Origin of the sequence: Janthinobacterium aestuarii, assembly GCF_046113285.1 — a bacterium.
Lineage (GTDB): Bacteria > Pseudomonadota > Gammaproteobacteria > Burkholderiales > Burkholderiaceae_D > Janthinobacterium.
The window spans coordinates 5,134,153-5,149,486 of the sequence record NZ_CP142524.1 but is presented as its reverse complement, the minus strand read 5'-3'; the positions used below and the strand labels follow the sequence as shown (position 1 = coordinate 5,149,486).

The 15,334-nt window shown below is 61.3% G+C and carries 15 protein-coding genes; 10 read left to right on the top strand and 5 right to left on the bottom strand.

Annotation, left to right across the window (positions count from 1 at the left end):
* Nucleotides 1–43: 43 nt before the first annotated feature.
* Nucleotides 44–2,137: an AsmA family protein gene (locus OX462_RS23120; protein WP_409027153.1), complete on the bottom strand. Its 2,094-nt coding sequence runs from the start codon at nt 2,135–2,137 to the stop codon at nt 44–46.
* Between the two features lie 120 nt (nt 2,138–2,257).
* Between OX462_RS23120 and OX462_RS23115 the strand changes: the two genes are divergently transcribed.
* A complete protein-coding gene (locus OX462_RS23115; protein ID WP_227742107.1) occupies nt 2,258–2,626 on the top strand; it encodes an ArsR/SmtB family transcription factor in 369 nt (122 codons plus the stop codon).
* Nucleotides 2,623–3,045, top strand: coding sequence for an arsenate reductase (glutaredoxin) (gene arsC / locus OX462_RS23110; protein ID WP_099410304.1), 423 nt, complete (start codon nt 2,623–2,625; stop codon nt 3,043–3,045). Before OX462_RS23115 ends, arsC begins: the two co-directional genes overlap by 4 nt.
* A 60-nt stretch (nt 3,046–3,105) precedes the next feature.
* On the opposite strand, the gene ispB is transcribed toward arsC, so the two are convergent.
* Nucleotides 3,106–4,095, bottom strand: coding sequence for an octaprenyl diphosphate synthase (gene ispB, locus OX462_RS23105; protein ID WP_070219282.1), 990 nt, complete (start codon nt 4,093–4,095; stop codon nt 3,106–3,108).
* Nucleotides 4,096–4,399: 304 nt separating this feature from the next.
* Between ispB and rplU the strand changes: the two genes are divergently transcribed.
* From rplU to proB, 5 genes are all read left to right on the top strand, one after another.
* Nucleotides 4,400–4,711, top strand: a complete 312-nt coding sequence (gene rplU, locus OX462_RS23100) for a 50S ribosomal protein L21 (protein ID WP_034754730.1) — start codon at nt 4,400–4,402, stop codon at nt 4,709–4,711.
* Between the two features lie 40 nt (nt 4,712–4,751).
* Nucleotides 4,752–5,024, top strand: a complete 273-nt coding sequence (gene rpmA, locus OX462_RS23095) for a 50S ribosomal protein L27 (protein WP_070219281.1) — start codon at nt 4,752–4,754, stop codon at nt 5,022–5,024.
* 114 nt (nt 5,025–5,138) lie between these two features.
* Nucleotides 5,139–6,248 (top strand): GTPase ObgE, encoded by a 1,110-nt coding sequence (obgE, locus tag OX462_RS23090; RefSeq protein ID WP_034754647.1) that lies wholly within the window; start codon nt 5,139–5,141, stop codon nt 6,246–6,248.
* Between the two features lie 13 nt (nt 6,249–6,261).
* Nucleotides 6,262–6,672 carry a hypothetical protein gene (locus tag OX462_RS23085; RefSeq protein ID WP_070219280.1) on the top strand — a complete coding sequence of 137 codons (411 nt, stop codon included), beginning with the start codon at nt 6,262–6,264 and terminating at the stop codon, nt 6,670–6,672.
* A gap of 27 nt (nt 6,673–6,699) precedes the next feature.
* Nucleotides 6,700–7,818: a glutamate 5-kinase gene (gene proB, locus OX462_RS23080; protein WP_070219279.1), complete on the top strand. Its 1,119-nt coding sequence runs from the start codon at nt 6,700–6,702 to the stop codon at nt 7,816–7,818.
* Nucleotides 7,819–7,944: 126 nt separating this feature from the next.
* Here the strand turns inward: proB and nth are convergent, their stop codons facing one another.
* Nucleotides 7,945–8,592, bottom strand: coding sequence for an endonuclease III (gene nth / locus OX462_RS23075; protein ID WP_409027152.1), 648 nt, complete (start codon nt 8,590–8,592; stop codon nt 7,945–7,947).
* Nucleotides 8,589–9,317, bottom strand: a complete 729-nt coding sequence (gene rsxB, locus OX462_RS23070) for an electron transport complex subunit RsxB (protein ID WP_070219277.1) — start codon at nt 9,315–9,317, stop codon at nt 8,589–8,591. The genes nth and rsxB overlap by 4 nt, the downstream gene beginning before the upstream one ends.
* A 357-nt stretch (nt 9,318–9,674) precedes the next feature.
* Between rsxB and OX462_RS23065 the strand changes: the two genes are divergently transcribed.
* The 3 genes from OX462_RS23065 (at nt 9,675) to OX462_RS23055 (ending at nt 13,793) form a co-directional block, all read left to right on the top strand.
* Nucleotides 9,675–10,415 (top strand): substrate-binding periplasmic protein, encoded by a 741-nt coding sequence (locus OX462_RS23065; protein ID WP_409027151.1) that lies wholly within the window; start codon nt 9,675–9,677, stop codon nt 10,413–10,415.
* A gap of 126 nt (nt 10,416–10,541) precedes the next feature.
* Nucleotides 10,542–13,073, top strand: a complete 2,532-nt coding sequence (locus tag OX462_RS23060; protein ID WP_409027150.1) for a TonB-dependent receptor plug domain-containing protein — start codon at nt 10,542–10,544, stop codon at nt 13,071–13,073.
* Nucleotides 13,074–13,115: 42 nt separating this feature from the next.
* Complete coding sequence (locus tag OX462_RS23055; protein WP_409027149.1) at nt 13,116–13,793, top strand: DOPA 4,5-dioxygenase family protein; 678 nt, start codon at nt 13,116–13,118, stop codon at nt 13,791–13,793.
* A 67-nt stretch (nt 13,794–13,860) separates the two neighbouring features.
* On the opposite strand, the gene OX462_RS23050 is transcribed toward OX462_RS23055, so the two are convergent.
* A complete protein-coding gene (locus OX462_RS23050; protein WP_070219273.1) occupies nt 13,861–15,081 on the bottom strand; it encodes a polyhydroxyalkanoate depolymerase in 1,221 nt (406 codons plus the stop codon).
* Nucleotides 15,082–15,334: the final 253 nt, after the last annotated feature.

Sequence of the window (15,334 nt, the reverse complement as noted above, 5' to 3'; positions counted from 1 at the left end):
TACAGCAGATGGCGGGGCGGGTTTCAAGCGGCTGCGTCAAGGGCTATTTCTTTTCCTGCTGTGCCTTGTTGATGTCCGCTTCGCTGACCTTTTTCGCCGGCGCATTCGTCGCAGGCGAAGTGGGGGCCTTGCGCGTGGCGTTGGCTTGGGCCATGACGGCGGCGCAGTCCGTGTCGGGTGCCTTGTCGACGTTGACCAGCGGCAGCAGGGCGGCCAGCGGCGTGACGGCGGTGGCCAGGGCCACGGCGGCGCCGGCCTTTAATGCCAGCGGGCCTTTTTGCGGACCCACGTCCGGGTTCTTGAACGTGCCTTTCGCATACAGCGGCGTGCGCAGGGTGATGATGCGGGCGCCCTTGGTGCGGGGGCGCACGTCGAGGTCCAGGGTTTCTGTTGCCAGGTTGACGTTGCCCGTGATATTCACCACGGCCGTGTCCGTATCGAGCACGAAGCGGCGCACGTCGGCCTGGCCATTCGTGACGGCGAAATCGCTGGCCAGGCAGTTCAGGTGCACCTGCTTGTCGCCGAAGATTTTCACGAAGACGGCGTTGGCCAGGTTCAGGCCGGCCAGTTCCAGCATGAACTGGCTGACGGAGCCTTCGCTGACGGTGGCCGCCAGTTCGCCATTCGCGCTGGCCAGCATGGCGGAAACGGAGTTGCCGTGGCCCGTCAGCGCCGCATCGCCATACACTTCACCGAAGCTCGCTTGCATCGATTGCAGCTTGGGAAACAGTTCGCGAATCTTGAGGTGGCGCGCCGCCACCTTGGCTTGCGCGGCGATGGTTTTTTGACGGCCGTCGAGCGTGATGTTCGAGGTGATGTCGCCGCCGGCCATGCCGAAATTGAGCGGCGTCAAACTCAGCACCTTGTCTTTCATGCGGATGGTGGCGACGATATCGTTGAGCGGGATATCGTGCGTGCGCACCAGTTTCTTGCCCGTAAATTTCACGTCGGCGTCGAGCGCATCCCATTTCGCCGTATTGAACTGTTCCACCGGCAAGGCTTTATTGTCGGGCTGCACGGGCGCCTTGCCGCGCGCCTGTTTCTTGGCATTGCTGTCGGCGCCGATGGCGGGGCCCAGGTCTTCCAGGCGCAGCTGCTGCGACGTCACCTCGCCGCGCAGCAAGGGGCGGGGCCGGCGCGGCAGGTATTGCAAGGTGCCGGCCAGGTCGCTCTGGCCCACCGTGCCCTTGAAGTTCTGGTAGGTCCAGTTCCAGCTGGCACCGTCCTTCTTGCCCAGCAGGCGGCCTTTGGTGGCGTAGTCCGGCGTTTCCGGCAGCAGCACGCCCGTCAGCGGGTACAGATCGGCCATGCTGGCGCCTGCCAGGCTCAGCTGCAAATCGATGCCGGACAGCGAGCGCGGGTCCGTCAGGGTGCCATCGATGCTGGCCTTGTTCTTGCCCAGTACGGCCTGCGCCTGCACGGGATACACGGTGTTATTGTCGGTCAATGACAGCACGGCGCCCGCCTTGCCGCCGCCCGTCACGGGCGCCTTGCGGTAGCTGCCGCCCAGGGTAAAGACGATGCCGTATTTCTGCACCGGAGCGTTGCCCTGCGCATCGCCCGGCGTGGCGTCGGGCGCCGTCGAGCTGACCTTGGCTTGCACGTCGAGCGCGATGCCTTCGTCCAGGTAGCGGATGGCGCCGTCGGCGAAGGCCATGCGCTGGATTTCCACGTCCCATGCCGAAGGACCGTTATCCTTCAAGGTCCAGCTGTTGCTGTCGTCGGCGCGCCGCTGCAAGGCGATATTGGGTGCGTCGAGCGCCAGGTCCGTCAGCACCACGCGGTGCTGCAACAGGGGCAAGGGATGGATGGCCAGGTCGATGCGTTTCGCGCTGGCCAGTTGCGGGCCGGCTGTCGCCCAGTCCGGGTTGCTCATGCGCACATCGTGGGCGCTGATGACAGGCCGCGGCACGTAGCGGCGCCAGCCCGGTTCCGTTTTCAGACCTTGCTTCCATGTCACCTGCAGGTCGCCGCCGATGACGAAGCTGCGGCCCGTGCTTTCCGACACTTTTTCGTTGATATAGGGACGGGCGCGGTTCCAGTCGAAGGTCAGCACGAAGATGGCCACGATGGCGATGAGGGCAAGCAGGGCGGCGAGGCTCCAGCCGAGGATGTTGAGCGGGGTTGAGCGTGTCATGGGAATGCCGATCGCAGTGATTTTTCATCAAGGTAGACCGATAGGCCGGGACAGTCGGTGCGCTGGGTTACGTAAGACACCGCGCTTGAAATGATTCAATAATTCGACTATTATTGAAATATGGAAAATGAAAAGACAATAGCGAACCAGGCGACGCCGCTGACGAGCGCTTCCGCCATCGTGGCCCTGGCTGCGCTGGCGCAGGAATCGCGGCTGGCCGTATTCCGCCTGCTGGTGCAAGCGGGGCCCGAAGGCATGGCCGCGACGAAAATTGCCGACGCGCTGGCGATTGCGCCATCGTCGCTGTCATTTCACTTGAAAGAACTGGCGCACGCCAATCTGGTGACGGCGAACAAGGCAGGCCGTTCCATCATCTACGCGGCCAATTATGCGGGCATGAACGGCTTGCTCGCCTTCCTGACCGAGAACTGCTGCGCCGGCGCACCTTGCTGCGTCAGCGAACCCAATGTAAAGGACATCACACCATGACGATCACGATTTATCACAACACGGCATGCGGCACGTCGCGCAACACCCTGGCCCTGATCCGCAACACGGGCGTCGAGCCCGTCATCATCGATTACGTCAAGCATCCGCCTTCGCGCGAGGAACTGGTCGACCTGATCGAGCGTGCGGGCCTGTCCGTGCGCGCCGTCATGCGCGACAAGGGCGCCCTGTACGACGAGCTGGGCCTGGCCAATCCTGAGCTGAGCGATGCGGCCCTGCTGGACGCCATGCAAGCCCATCCTATTTTGATCAACCGCCCCATCGTCGTCACGGCACTGGGCGTGCGCCTGTGCCGGCCGTCGGAAAAGGTGCTGGAGATCCTGCCGCTGCCGCAGCAAGGGGCATTTGCCAAGGAAGATGGCCAGGCCGTGGTCGGCGCCGACGGCAAGCCGGTGAAATGAGCGGAGTATAAAAAACGGCGCCAGTGGCGCCGTTTTGTATTGCATATAAGTACAACGCGATCAGTGATTGCGGTCCACGGCAAACGAGCACAGTTGCAGCATCGATTGCTTGTAGATGCTGTCGGGCCAGCCGGCGATGGCATCGGCGGCGCGCTGGCCGGCGATTTCCGCCTGCTTGCGCGTGTAGTCGAGGGCGCCGCTGCTGGTGATGGCCGTCAGGACGGTATCGAAATGCTGTTCGTCGCCTTGCTCGATGCAGCTGCGCACCAGTTCGCGTTGTTCCGGCGTACCGTTTTCCATCAGCCAGATCAGCGGCATGGTGGGTTTGCCTTCGCGCAAGTCGTCGCCCACGTTCTTGCCGATTTCGGCGGCGTCGCCTGCATAGTCGAGCACGTCGTCGATCAGCTGGAAAGCCGTGCCCAGCGAGCGGCCGTATTCGGCAGCCGCTTCGATATCGTCTTCGCTGGCGCCGGCGATCAGGGCGCCCAGTTGCGCCGATGCTTCGAACAGCTTGGCTGTCTTCGAGCGGATGACGTTCAGGTAGCTTTCCTGCGTCACGTCCGGATCGTGCATGTTCAGCAATTGCAGCACTTCACCTTCGGCGATCACGTTGGTGGCGTCGGAGAGGATTTGCATGACGCGCATATTATTGAGCGACACCATCAGCTGGAACGAGCGCGAGTGCAGGAAGTCGCCCACCAGCACCGAAGCGGCATTGCCGAACAGGGCATTGGCCGTCTGGCGTCCGCGGCGCATCGACGATTCGTCGACGACGTCGTCGTGCAGCAGGGTGGCCGTGTGGATGAATTCAACCACGGCGGCCAGTTCATGGTGCGCCGTGCCGCGATAGGCGTGGGCATTGGCCACCAGCAAAATCAGCACGGGACGGATGCGTTTGCCCCCTGCGCTGATGATGTACTCAGCGATCTGGTTGATCAGAATGACATCGGAGTGCAGCTTTTGGCGGATCACCGTATTGACTGCGTCCATATCGGCGGCAATCGTTTGCACGATGGTGTTTTGGTTAACGTGTTTGTTAGCGTCAGACAAGGCGAACCTGCATTAGATTGTGGGTGCCGCGATTATACGACAAGGCTTGCGCACGCGTGATGTTTGCCTATGGCTGTAAGGCAATTGTTTGATCTTGTTGGCACTGCCGCGCGTTTTCCTGTCTGCCTGGCGCGAGCCTGACATGATGGTCAGGTTGTCGACATACCACGATCGTCAAGCTTTGTGAATACTTTTTGACGCAATTTCTCAGTCCGTGTATAATCGCTGGTTCCCCCTGTTGTGTACGGCTTGCTTTGCGTGACAGTGGGATAAATTCTTTCAACATTTGATGAGGTTTCAAATCATGTACGCGGTCATAAAAACCGGTGGCAAACAATACAAAGTTGTCGCTGGCGAAAAACTTAAAGTAGAACAGATACCGGCAGACATTGGTTCCGAAATCACCATCGATCAAGTTCTCGCAGTAGGCGCGGGCGACAGCATCAAGTTTGGTGCTCCATTGGTCGAAGGTGCAACGGTACTGGTTACGGTTGTGGCGCATGGTCGCCATGATAAGGTCAAAATTTTCAAGATGCGTCGTCGTAAGCACTACCAAAAGCATCAAGGCCATCGCCAGAATTTTACCGAAATCCAAATCGTTTCGATCAACGGCTAATCGCCGCTGTTTGAATTAATCAGCTATCAAGGAGTCTTAAATGGCACATAAAAAAGGCGGCGGCACAACGCGAAACGGCCGTGATTCAGAATCAAAGCGTCTGGGCGTTAAAGTCTACGGCGGCCAAGCTATCAATGCTGGCGGCATCATCATTCGTCAACGCGGCACCCCAGTGCGCGCCGGCGAAGGCGTAGGCATGGGCAAGGACCACACGTTGTTCGCGCTGATCGCGGGCAAAGTGAAGTTTGTTGTCAAAGGTGCCGGCTCGAAGCAATTCGTGACCGTTGTACCAAACGAAGCAGTACCAGCGTAATTCATTGGCGGAGCGCCAGTTCGCTCCGCAATGATCGCATGATGTAAGGCGCAAGCCTTCAATCGAAAGGCTCTGCCCAAGGTAGAGCCTTTTTAGTTTTATGGCGGCAAAATTATGAAGTTTATCGACGAAGCAAAAATCGAAGTCATCGCGGGCGATGGCGGCAACGGCTGCGCCTCTTTCTGCCGTGAAAAATTCCGGCCTTTCGGCGGTCCCGATGGCGGCGATGGCGGCAAGGGCGGCACCATTTGGGCAGTCGCCGACCGCAATATCAACACGCTCGTCGATTTCCGCTTCTCCAAAATGCACAAGGCTCGCAATGGCGAGCCTGGCCGTGGCGCAGATTGCTATGGCAAGGGCGCCGATGACATCCACCTGCGCATGCCGGTTGGCACCTTGATCATCGACAACGCGAGCGGCGAAATCCTGGCCGATCTGACCGAACACGGCCAGACCGAAATGCTGGCCAAGGGCGGCGAAGGCGGCTGGGGCAATATCCACTTCAAGTCCTCGACCAACCGCGCACCGCGCCAAAAAGGCGAGGGCAAGGAAGGCGAACGCCGCGAATTGCGCCTGGAACTGAAAGTCCTGGCGGACGTAGGCCTGCTGGGCATGCCGAACGCCGGCAAATCGACGTTCATTTCGGCCGTCTCGAACGCGCGTCCGAAAATTGCCGATTATCCATTTACCACCCTGCACCCGAACCTGGGTGTGGTGCGCGTGTCGCACGAGAAGAGCTTTGTGATCGCCGATATTCCCGGCTTGATCGAAGGCGCTTCCGAAGGCGCGGGCCTGGGCCATCAATTCCTGCGCCACTTGCAGCGCACGGGTCTGCTGTTGCACATCGTCGACCTGGCGCCGTTTGAAACCAACGTCGATCCTGTCAAGGAAGCCAAGGCGCTGGTCAAGGAATTGAAGAAGTACGACGAGTCGCTGGTCGACAAGCCGCGCTGGCTGGTGCTGAACAAGCTCGACATGGTGCCGGAAGAAGAGCGCAAGAAGATCGTCAAGGACTTCCTCAAGCGTTTCGCCTGGAAAGGTCCCGTCTTCGAGATTTCCGCGCTGAACCATCAGGGTTGCCCGGAACTGGTCAATGCCATCTACCAGCATCTGGAAGAGAAGAAACACAGCGAAAGCCGTGCCGAAGAAACGCAGATGACCGAAGAAGCACGCGGTATCTCGTCGATCGACCCGGATGATCCGCGTTTCAAGATCCTCGACTAAGCGCCTTACCCTGATGTCGGTACAGACGGTCGCTGCCGCGTTCGCACGCAAGCAAGCGTGGCAGCGCCGTGTATTGCATCTGATCGCGTATGCTTACGGGCTGAGCGCGGTCGCCTGTCTGCTGTTCGCCGATGAAATGGCGGCCGGCATGGGCATCTTCCTCAACGGCGTCGATGGCTACAGCCAGTTCTACGCTTCCCATGTCGGTGTCTGGGGCGCTACCGCGCTCCTGGCGCTGTTCGCGGCACGGCAGGGCGAACTGCCCGTCCTCGGCGATATCACTGCAATGTTGGTCCTGGCGCAGCCCGCCGGCCGTCTGTTCGCGGCCATCAGCTTCGGCTTGCCCCAGGGTTTTGTGTTGTTCATGTGCGCAATGGAGTTGACGGCGGGGCTGGCCTTGCTGCTGCTGCGTCCTGCGCGCTGACGTCTATTAAGTGAAGAGCGCCGCCCCATGGATTCCGTGATTCAAAAAGCTACCCGCATCATCATCAAAGTCGGCTCCTCGCTGGTCACCAACGATGGCCGCGGACTCGACCATGCTGCCATCGCGCGCTGGGCCGCGCAGATTTCCGGCTTGCGCGCCCTCGGCAAGGAAGTGGTGCTGGTGAGCTCCGGCGCCATCGCCGAAGGCATGCTGCGCCTCGGTTTCGAGCAGCGCCCCACCGATATCCACGAATTGCAGGCGTGCGCCGCCGTCGGTCAGATGGGCCTGGCGCAAATCTATGAAAGCAGCTTCCGCGCCCACAGCCTTGGCACGGCGCAAGTGCTGCTCACGCATGCCGACCTGGCCGACCGCGAACGCTACCTGAACGCCCGCTCCACCCTGACGACCCTGCTGCGCCTGGGCGTGGTGCCGATCATCAATGAAAACGATACCGTCGTCACCGATGAAATCAAGTTCGGCGACAACGACACCCTGGGCGCCCTGGTCGCCAACCTGATCGAGGCCGATGCGCTGGTGATCCTGACGGACCAGCACGGCCTGTTTTCGGCCGACCCGCGCAAGGACCCGAACGCCTGCCTGATCACGCAAGGCATCGCCGGCGATCCGGCCCTGGAAGCGATGGCCGGCGGTGCCGGTTCCAGCCTGGGGCGTGGCGGCATGCTGACGAAAATCCTCGCCGCCAAGCGCGCCGCCAAGTCCGGCGCCCATACCATCATCGCCTGGGGGCGCGACAGCGACGTGCTCAGCCGCCTCGCCCAGGGCGAAGCGATCGGCACGCAGTTGCTGGCGCAAACGGGCCAATTGACGGCGCGTAAGCAGTGGATGGCCGATCATCTGCATACGGCCGGCGCTGTCGTGCTCGATGCGGGCGCCGTGCAAAAGCTGCGCCAGGAAGGCAAGTCGCTGCTGCCGATCGGCGTGACGGGCGTGAACGGCGAATTCGGCCGTGGCGCCGTCATCACCTGCGTCGACGCGCACGGCGTGCCCGTGGCGCGCGGCCTGTCGAACTACACGAGCGGCGAAGCGCGCCGCATCATGCGCAAGCCGTCCACCGAGATCGAATCGATTCTCGGCTACATGGAAGGCCATGAGCTGATTCATCGCGACAATATGGTGTTGTTGTAGGTCGGATTAGCGGCGAACGCCGCGTAATCCGACGCCACCACCGGCCAACAAGGTCGTCGGATTATGGCGCCTTGCGCCTAATCCGACCTACGCAGCGACTCCATCGGCCCTATTCGGGTCGTTGCTTTACACCACGGCCGGCACCGGCGATTTTTCCTTGTAGTCACACAGGTCGGCGATCATGCAGTTCCAGCATTGCGGCTTGCGCGCCGTGCAGGTGTAGCGGCCGTGCAGGATGAGCCAGTGGTGGGCGTCGTGCAGGAATTCCTTGGGCACGAATTTGAGCAGCTTTTGCTCGACGATATCGACATTCTTGCCCGGCGCGATGCCGGTGCGGTTCGAGACGCGGAAGATATGCGTGTCGACCGCCATCGTCGGTTCGCCAAACGCCGTGTTCATGACTACATTGGCCGTCTTGCGGCCCACGCCGGGCAAGGCTTCCAGCGAAGCGCGGTCGCGCGGCACTTCGCCGCCGTGCTGATCGAGCAGGATCTGGCAGGTGGCGATGACGTTCTTGGCCTTGGTGCGGAACAGGCCGATGGTGCGGATGTAGCTGGCCAGCTCGTCGACGCCCAAGGCCAGTATCTTGGCCGGCGTATTGGCGACCGGATACAGCAGGCGCGTGGCCTTGTTGACGGACACGTCTGTTGCCTGCGCCGACAGCAGCACGGCGATCAGCAGCTCGAACGGCGTCGTGTATTCGAGTTCCGTTTTCGGGGAAGGATTGGCGGCGCGGAAGCGCGTAAAGATTTCCAGGCGTTTGGCAGCGTTCATGCGTCTTTTTTCGGCGTGTTGGGGGCGGGCGGTTCGGTCTGGGTGCTGGCGGCGGCCTTGGCGCGCGCGCGCTCCATGGCGGCGGCGATGATGGCGCGCTTGCGCTCCTTTTCCGCCAGTTCATCTGGCGTGACCGGCACTTCCTGCGTCACTTCCTGCATCTTGGCGACGGCCTTGGCTGCCAGGCGCGCATCGTTGGCCTCGGCTTCGCGGCGCAGCCGCTGCGTGCGGAAATCGTGGCGCGCGCGCGCGTCGTCCGCATCCATCTGGCTCCAGGCATCCCAGCCCGTGGCGTCACCGCTGACCGGGTACATGACGATGCAGTCGACGGGGCAAGGCGCCACGCACAGGTCGCAGCCCGTGCACAGGCTGGTCACTACCGTATGCATCTGCTTGGCGGCGCCGACGATGGCGTCCACGGGACAGGCCTGGATGCACAAGGTACAGCCGATACACAGCGATTCGTCGATATAGGCGACAGATCGCGGACGTTCGAGGCCGTTGACGGGATTGAGCGGAATAACTTTTTTGCCCAGCAAGCCGGCCAGGCGCACGATGCCCTGCGCGCCGCCCGGTGGGCACTGATTGATGTCGGCGCTGCCTGCGGCTATCGCTTCCGCATACGGGCGGCAGCCGTTGTAGCCGCATTTGGTGCATTGTGTTTGCGGCAGCAAGTCTTCGATCTGGTCGGCAAGTGAGGCAGGGGCAGGGTGCGGCACGGTCATCTTCCACGGTAAAACGTCATTATCGGCCATCTGGGCCGCGCACAAGTAAAAACCTGTTTTGTAGGAGGGGATAGCGGGTGCCAGGGCCAGCTGTTGCAGGCGCGCCGCAATCGTATTTTATTTCCCTTGGGAATGTCAAAGTGCAAATAAACAACTTTGCAATTCCTTTTTTTTGTGGGAGCATGATTTTCATCAAGCTACTAATCAAAAAGCCGACCGCCAGTCCTGTTGTCGCCCCCTGTGAGGCGTACCAGGTCATAGGAGCAAAACATGCGTTTCCTCCGGACAGTTGGTTTGCCCTTCTGTTTATTCATGCACTCCACACTTGCCCTTGCATACGGGCAGGCTGGCTCTCCCATGGCGGCGCCGGGCGCTGCCAGCTCGCGCATCGTCCGCTTCGCGGCGGAAGACTGGCCTCCCTTTATTTCCCGCAGCCTGCCTGCCGACGGCATGTCGGGCGCCATGGTCAGCGCCGTCTTCGAACGCATGGGCTATGTCGTCAAATATGAGTATTTTCCCTGGAAGCGCGCCATGCAGTTTGGCCTGGCCAGTCCCCGTTACGCCGGTTTCCTGGCCGTCTGGCGCACGCCCGAACGGGAAAAACTCTGTCATTTTTCTGTTCCGGTTGGTAACACGCAAGGTGTGCTTGCCTACCTGAAGGAGGATGGCGTGCCCGGCGCCGCCCTGACTGATCTGGGCAAGCTGCGCATCGGCACCGTGGCCGGTTATTCGAATGGGGAGCAATTCGATGGCATGGTGGCGCGCGGCGAGCTGAGGACGGAAGAGGGCTTGAACGATGCGACGAATCTGAAGAAACTGTTGATCAAGCGCTACCGCGTGATCGTCATCGAGCGCCATGTGCTGCAGCACTTGCTGATGGGACGCAACTTCAGCAAAGCTGAACGGGAGCGCATCGCCGTCATCGATACCGTCTTCAAGGAGCGCCCCGTGCACGTGTGTTTCCAGCGCGATGCCGAGGGGGCGGCGCGGCAAAAGCGCTTCAACGAGGCGGCCCGCGATATCGACACGGCCCGCCTGGAACGCGATTACTGGAAGCGGCTCGATCAGAGCCTGGCGACGGCCCCATCCTCCCCCTAGGACTGCGCGCCGCTGTTGTTCGTTGCCAAAACGAAATATCTAAATACGAAACCATTCGTTCTTGTTTGTTTGTCCATCCTTTAGTCTGCAGCCACTGTGTTGACGACTTTGAAAGGATGTTTTCGTATGCCGGAATTGATGCACAAGCAAGATATCGCCCCGCGCCGGCGGCAATTGGCGCACGCCGTCTCGTTGGCCGTGCTCGTGCTGGGAGCGCCTGGCGCGGCCCATGCGCAAGCGCCGCTGGACACCGTCATCGTCACGGGTGCGCGCGGCACGGGCCGCACAGTGGTCAACAGCGCCGCGCCGATCGACGTGATCAGCGCGCAGCAATTGCAGGCCACGGGCAAGTTGAACCTGCTCGACGCGCTCGATACGGCCTTGCCATCGTTTAACTTGCCGGCCCGCGTGCAGCCCGACCTGGGCAGCATCGTGCGCGCGGGCCAGTTGCGAAACCTCGACCCCTCGCATACCCTGGTGCTGGTCAACGGCAAGCGCCGGCATACGACGGCCATCGTCAATGAGGATGGCTTTCCCGGCTCCGTCGCCACCGACCTGGCCCTGATCCCCACGGGTGCCATTGCCCGCGTGGAAATCCTGCGCGACGGCGCCTCCGCCATCTACGGTTCCGACGCCATCGCCGGCGTCATCAACATCATCCTGAAAGCGGATGACAAGGGCAGCTTCAGCACGCAGCTCGGTTCCACCTACGATGGCGACGGCACGAACGGTTCCGCGCGCATCGATGGCGGCACGCGCCTGGGCGAACACGGCTTTGCCCACTTCGGCGCCGAAGTCCAGCGCCAGGGCATTGCCGTGCGCAATTTCGGACTGAATCCCGCCTACCTGTCGTATCCGGCCGTGCGCAACAGCGATGGCCAGCTGGTCAAACTGGGGCCGAACAACAGCTTGCCGGCCGGCGCCTCGCCGAACCCGGCCGAAGCGACGCGCAACAGCAATCCCTGGCGCAATACGGGCGTGCCGCAAAGCACGACCGCCTCGCTCAGCGCTAACCTCGGTTATGACGTGTCGAACGAGGTGCAACTGTACGGCTTCGGCACGTATGCGCACCGCAATGCCCGCTCGGCGCAGAATTTCCGTCTGCCCAATACCATTTTCAATAACAACAAGGGCTTGCTGGCCGTGTATCCCGACGGCTTCACGCCGTATGAAACGACGAACGAAAACGATTTTTCCTTGACGGGCGGCATCAAGGGCGAGACGGCCGGTTGGAGCTGGGATATCAGCAGCACCTATGGCCGCGATGATATCGACGTGGGCGTGGAAAACTCGGCCAACTACTCGCTGACCTATCCGGGCGGTAAGACGGATTTTGACATCGGCAATCAGCGCTACAGCCGCTCGACGACGAATGCGGACGCACGCCGTCCCGTGCAGCTGGGCTTGAGCGAGCCGGCCGATCTCAGCATCGGTCTCGAGTACTCGCATGAAACGCAGCAGCGCAGCCCGGGCGAACCCGCTTCCTGGCAGGGCAGCGGTTCGTCGGCATTGGCCGGCTACCTGCCCGTCGATGCGTCCGACACGGCGCGCCACAGCTATGCGGCGTACGTTGGCCTGGGCGCGAAGCTGACGCCGCAATGGCTGCTCGACACGGCCTTGCGCGCCGAGAAATATTCCGATTTCGGCAGCAAGACGACGGGCCGTTTGTCCGCCCGTTATGACGTCACGCCCGCCGTGGCCGTGCGCGGCACCGTCAGCAACGGTTTCCATGCACCTAGCCTGGTGACGCAGTCGTATTCGAACACGTCGGACCATGCGGGCGTGCCCTACACCCTGGCACAGCCCAATTCCGTTGCCGCGCGGGCCTTGGGCGCGCAAGCGTTAAAACCTGAAAAATCGACGAATCTGTCGGCCGGGCTGACCTTCAACCCCACGCCGACCCTGCGCCTGGCCGTTGACGCGTATCAAATCAAGGTCAGCGACCGCCTGGGCGTGTCGTCGAATATCGGCATCGACCGCAGCTCGGGCGTGGCGCTCGATGGCAGCGGCCGGCCGCTGACGGCGGCGCAAGCGGGCGTCATTGAAAACCTGCTGCGCTCGGCGGGTTTGACGGTGGGCAATGGCCTCGTCGCGCATTACTTTGCCAACGTGGGTGATACGCGCACCCGCGGCGTCGATTTCACGGCGGAAGATGTGCTGCGCGTGGCCGATGGCAAGCTGCGCTGGACGGCGGCGGCGAATCTCAACCATACGAGCCTGGTGGGCAAGGCGGACCTTCCCGCCGTGCTGCGAGGCTTGCCGAACATCGGCACCCTGAGCAAATCGGCCGAGTACGACTTGCTGTACCGCGCGCCGCGCGACAAGGAAGTCATCACGCTGGCGTATGAAAAAGCCGGCTGGACATTCAATGTACGCGAGACGCGCTACGGCAAGCTCAAGCGCCTGAACGCCATCACGGGCGGCGACTACCAGCTGAAAGCGGCCTTCGTGACGGATGTCAGCATCGGCTACGACATCAGCAAGCGCATCAACGTGACGGTGGGCGCCAACAATGTCTTCGACCAGAAGCCGAACCAGGTGCCGCGCGAAGCGCGCAGCGCCGCCAGCCTGGCGCAGTACACGGGCGCGTATGACAACTCGGGACCGCTGGGTGTGCTGGGCGGCTATTACTACGCCCGCGCCACCGTCTCGTTCTGATTTTCCCCATCCCTCTACCGATCATCAAGAACAGGAAATCCTATGTCTGACAAAAAACAACACGCCGCCATCGATCTGGAATGGGCGAATCTCCTTTCTCCGCAGCGCCGCACGCTCTTGCGCGGCGGCGGCCTGGTGGCGGCGCTGGCCGCTTCCGGCCTGGCGGGGTCGGCCCTGGCACAGGAGGGCGTCGTCAAGCGCGCGAAACCGGCGCCCGGCAAAAGTCCATGGGGCGAGCATACGGATACGGCGCCCACGCCGCGCCCCGTCAGCGTGCGCCCCGGCGAGGAAACCTTGCCGGGCAAGCCGCGCGCCTACACGGATATCGAGAGTTATCACGCGCATATCTATTTTGACGAAGACAGTTACCAGAAGGCGGCGCTGATACGCAAGTGGGCGGCCGAGCGCTTCCAGATCGAGCTGGGCGACTGGAATCTGGAGCCGCGCGGCCCCCACGTGACGCCGTCGTTTTACTTTGGCTTTACGAATGACCTGTTACCGGTGATCGTGCCGTGGCTGCAGCTCAACAGCCTGGGCCTGACGATATTGATCCACCCGAATACGGAAGATCCGCGCGCCGACCACCTGTATTACGCGCTGTGGGTGAACCGTTCGCAGCCCGTGAACGGCTATGCGATGAAGAAACCGGGACCGGGCGAGCCAAGGGTCGAGCAAATCTTTGTCAATACGCGCCCGACCGTGAAAATCGAACGGGCATGAGCGGGGCATAAAAGAAAACGCCACGCCAGTATGAACTGGCGTGGCGTTTCGATGGGTATGCCGTGTATCAGCCGTGTTTCTGGATGAATTCGCCGATCTTCGGGCAAATGATCTCGCGCCAGCGGCGGCCCGAGAAGATACCGTAGTGGCCGCATTTCGGCGCCACGAAGTCTTGCTGCATGTCGGCAGGGATGCCGGAACACAAGTCGTGTGCGGCTTGCGTCTGGCCGGCACCGGAAATGTCGTCCAGTTCGCCTTCCACGGTGAACAGGGCCACGTTCGTGATGTCTTGCGGACGCACCAGCTGGCCGCCCACTTTCCAGGTGCCCATCGGCAGGCTGAATTCCTGGAAAACCGTTTTAATGGTTTCCAGGTAGTACTCGGCCGGCATGTCCAGTACGGCGTTGTACTCGTTGTAGAACTGGCGGTGGCCTTCCGCCGGCTCGTCATCGCCCGTCACCAGGTGCATGTAGAACTCGCGGTGGCTTTGCGCGTGGCGGCCCGGGTTCATGGCGATGAAGCCGGCGTGCTGCAGGAAGCCCGGATACACCTTGCGGCCAAAGCCCGGGTAGTTCGGCGGCACCGCGTAGATCACGGTGTTTTCAAACCACGAGAATTTCTTTTCCGTCGCCAGGTTGTTTACTTGCGTCGGCGAGCGGCGCGGGTCGATCGGGCCGCCCATCATCGTCATGGTTTTCGGCATGTGCGGATCTTTTGCCGTCGCCATCAGCGAGATGGCGGCCAGCACGGGCACGGTCGGTTGACAGACGGAAATCACGTGCAAATCAGGCGCCAGCAGGCGGATGAATTCTTGCACATAATAAATGTAGTCGTCGAGGTGGAACGGGCCTTCCGTCAGCGGTACCATGCGCGCGTCCGTCCAGTCGGTGATGTAGACATCGTGCTCAGCCAGCAAGCCGCGCACGGTATCGCGCAGCAGGGTCGAGTGGTGACCGGACAGGGGGGCAACCAGCAAAACTTTGGGCTGTTGCAAGCCAGTGGCTTCTTTTTTGAAGTGAATCAGGCGGCAAAACGGTTTTGTCACGACAACGTGTTCGCGGATGTCGACGCTCTCGCCCTGGACGAGAACGGATTTGATGTCGAATTGTGGTTTTTCGTAGTCTTTGCCAAGGCGGTACATCAGCTCGTAGCCGGCTGCGATGCGTTGCGAAAACGGGGTGTGGGCCAGAGGGGAAACCGGGTTGGTAAATAACTTGGAGGACATGTCTGCCCATTGCATCACCGGAGTGAGGAAAGAGCGTTGCAGTTCGTGCAGTTGGTAAAGCATATAGAGTCCTTGTTTGATTCCAAGCGCCAATATCGGCTCAAATATCATAATCCAATTTTACGATATTTGTTGAGGACAAAATGTGCTTTACCGCGCATAGGTCCACTGTTTGCGCATAGTTGTGACAGCGCGCCACAGTTACGTGGATAGAGCTGCAACGATGCTTTAAAAGCAAAAAAAGCAGCGTTTCCGCTGCTTTTTGTCTGTTTTTTGCCGCCACGCCCCTGCGGGGAAGAATATCCATCCCCGCCGG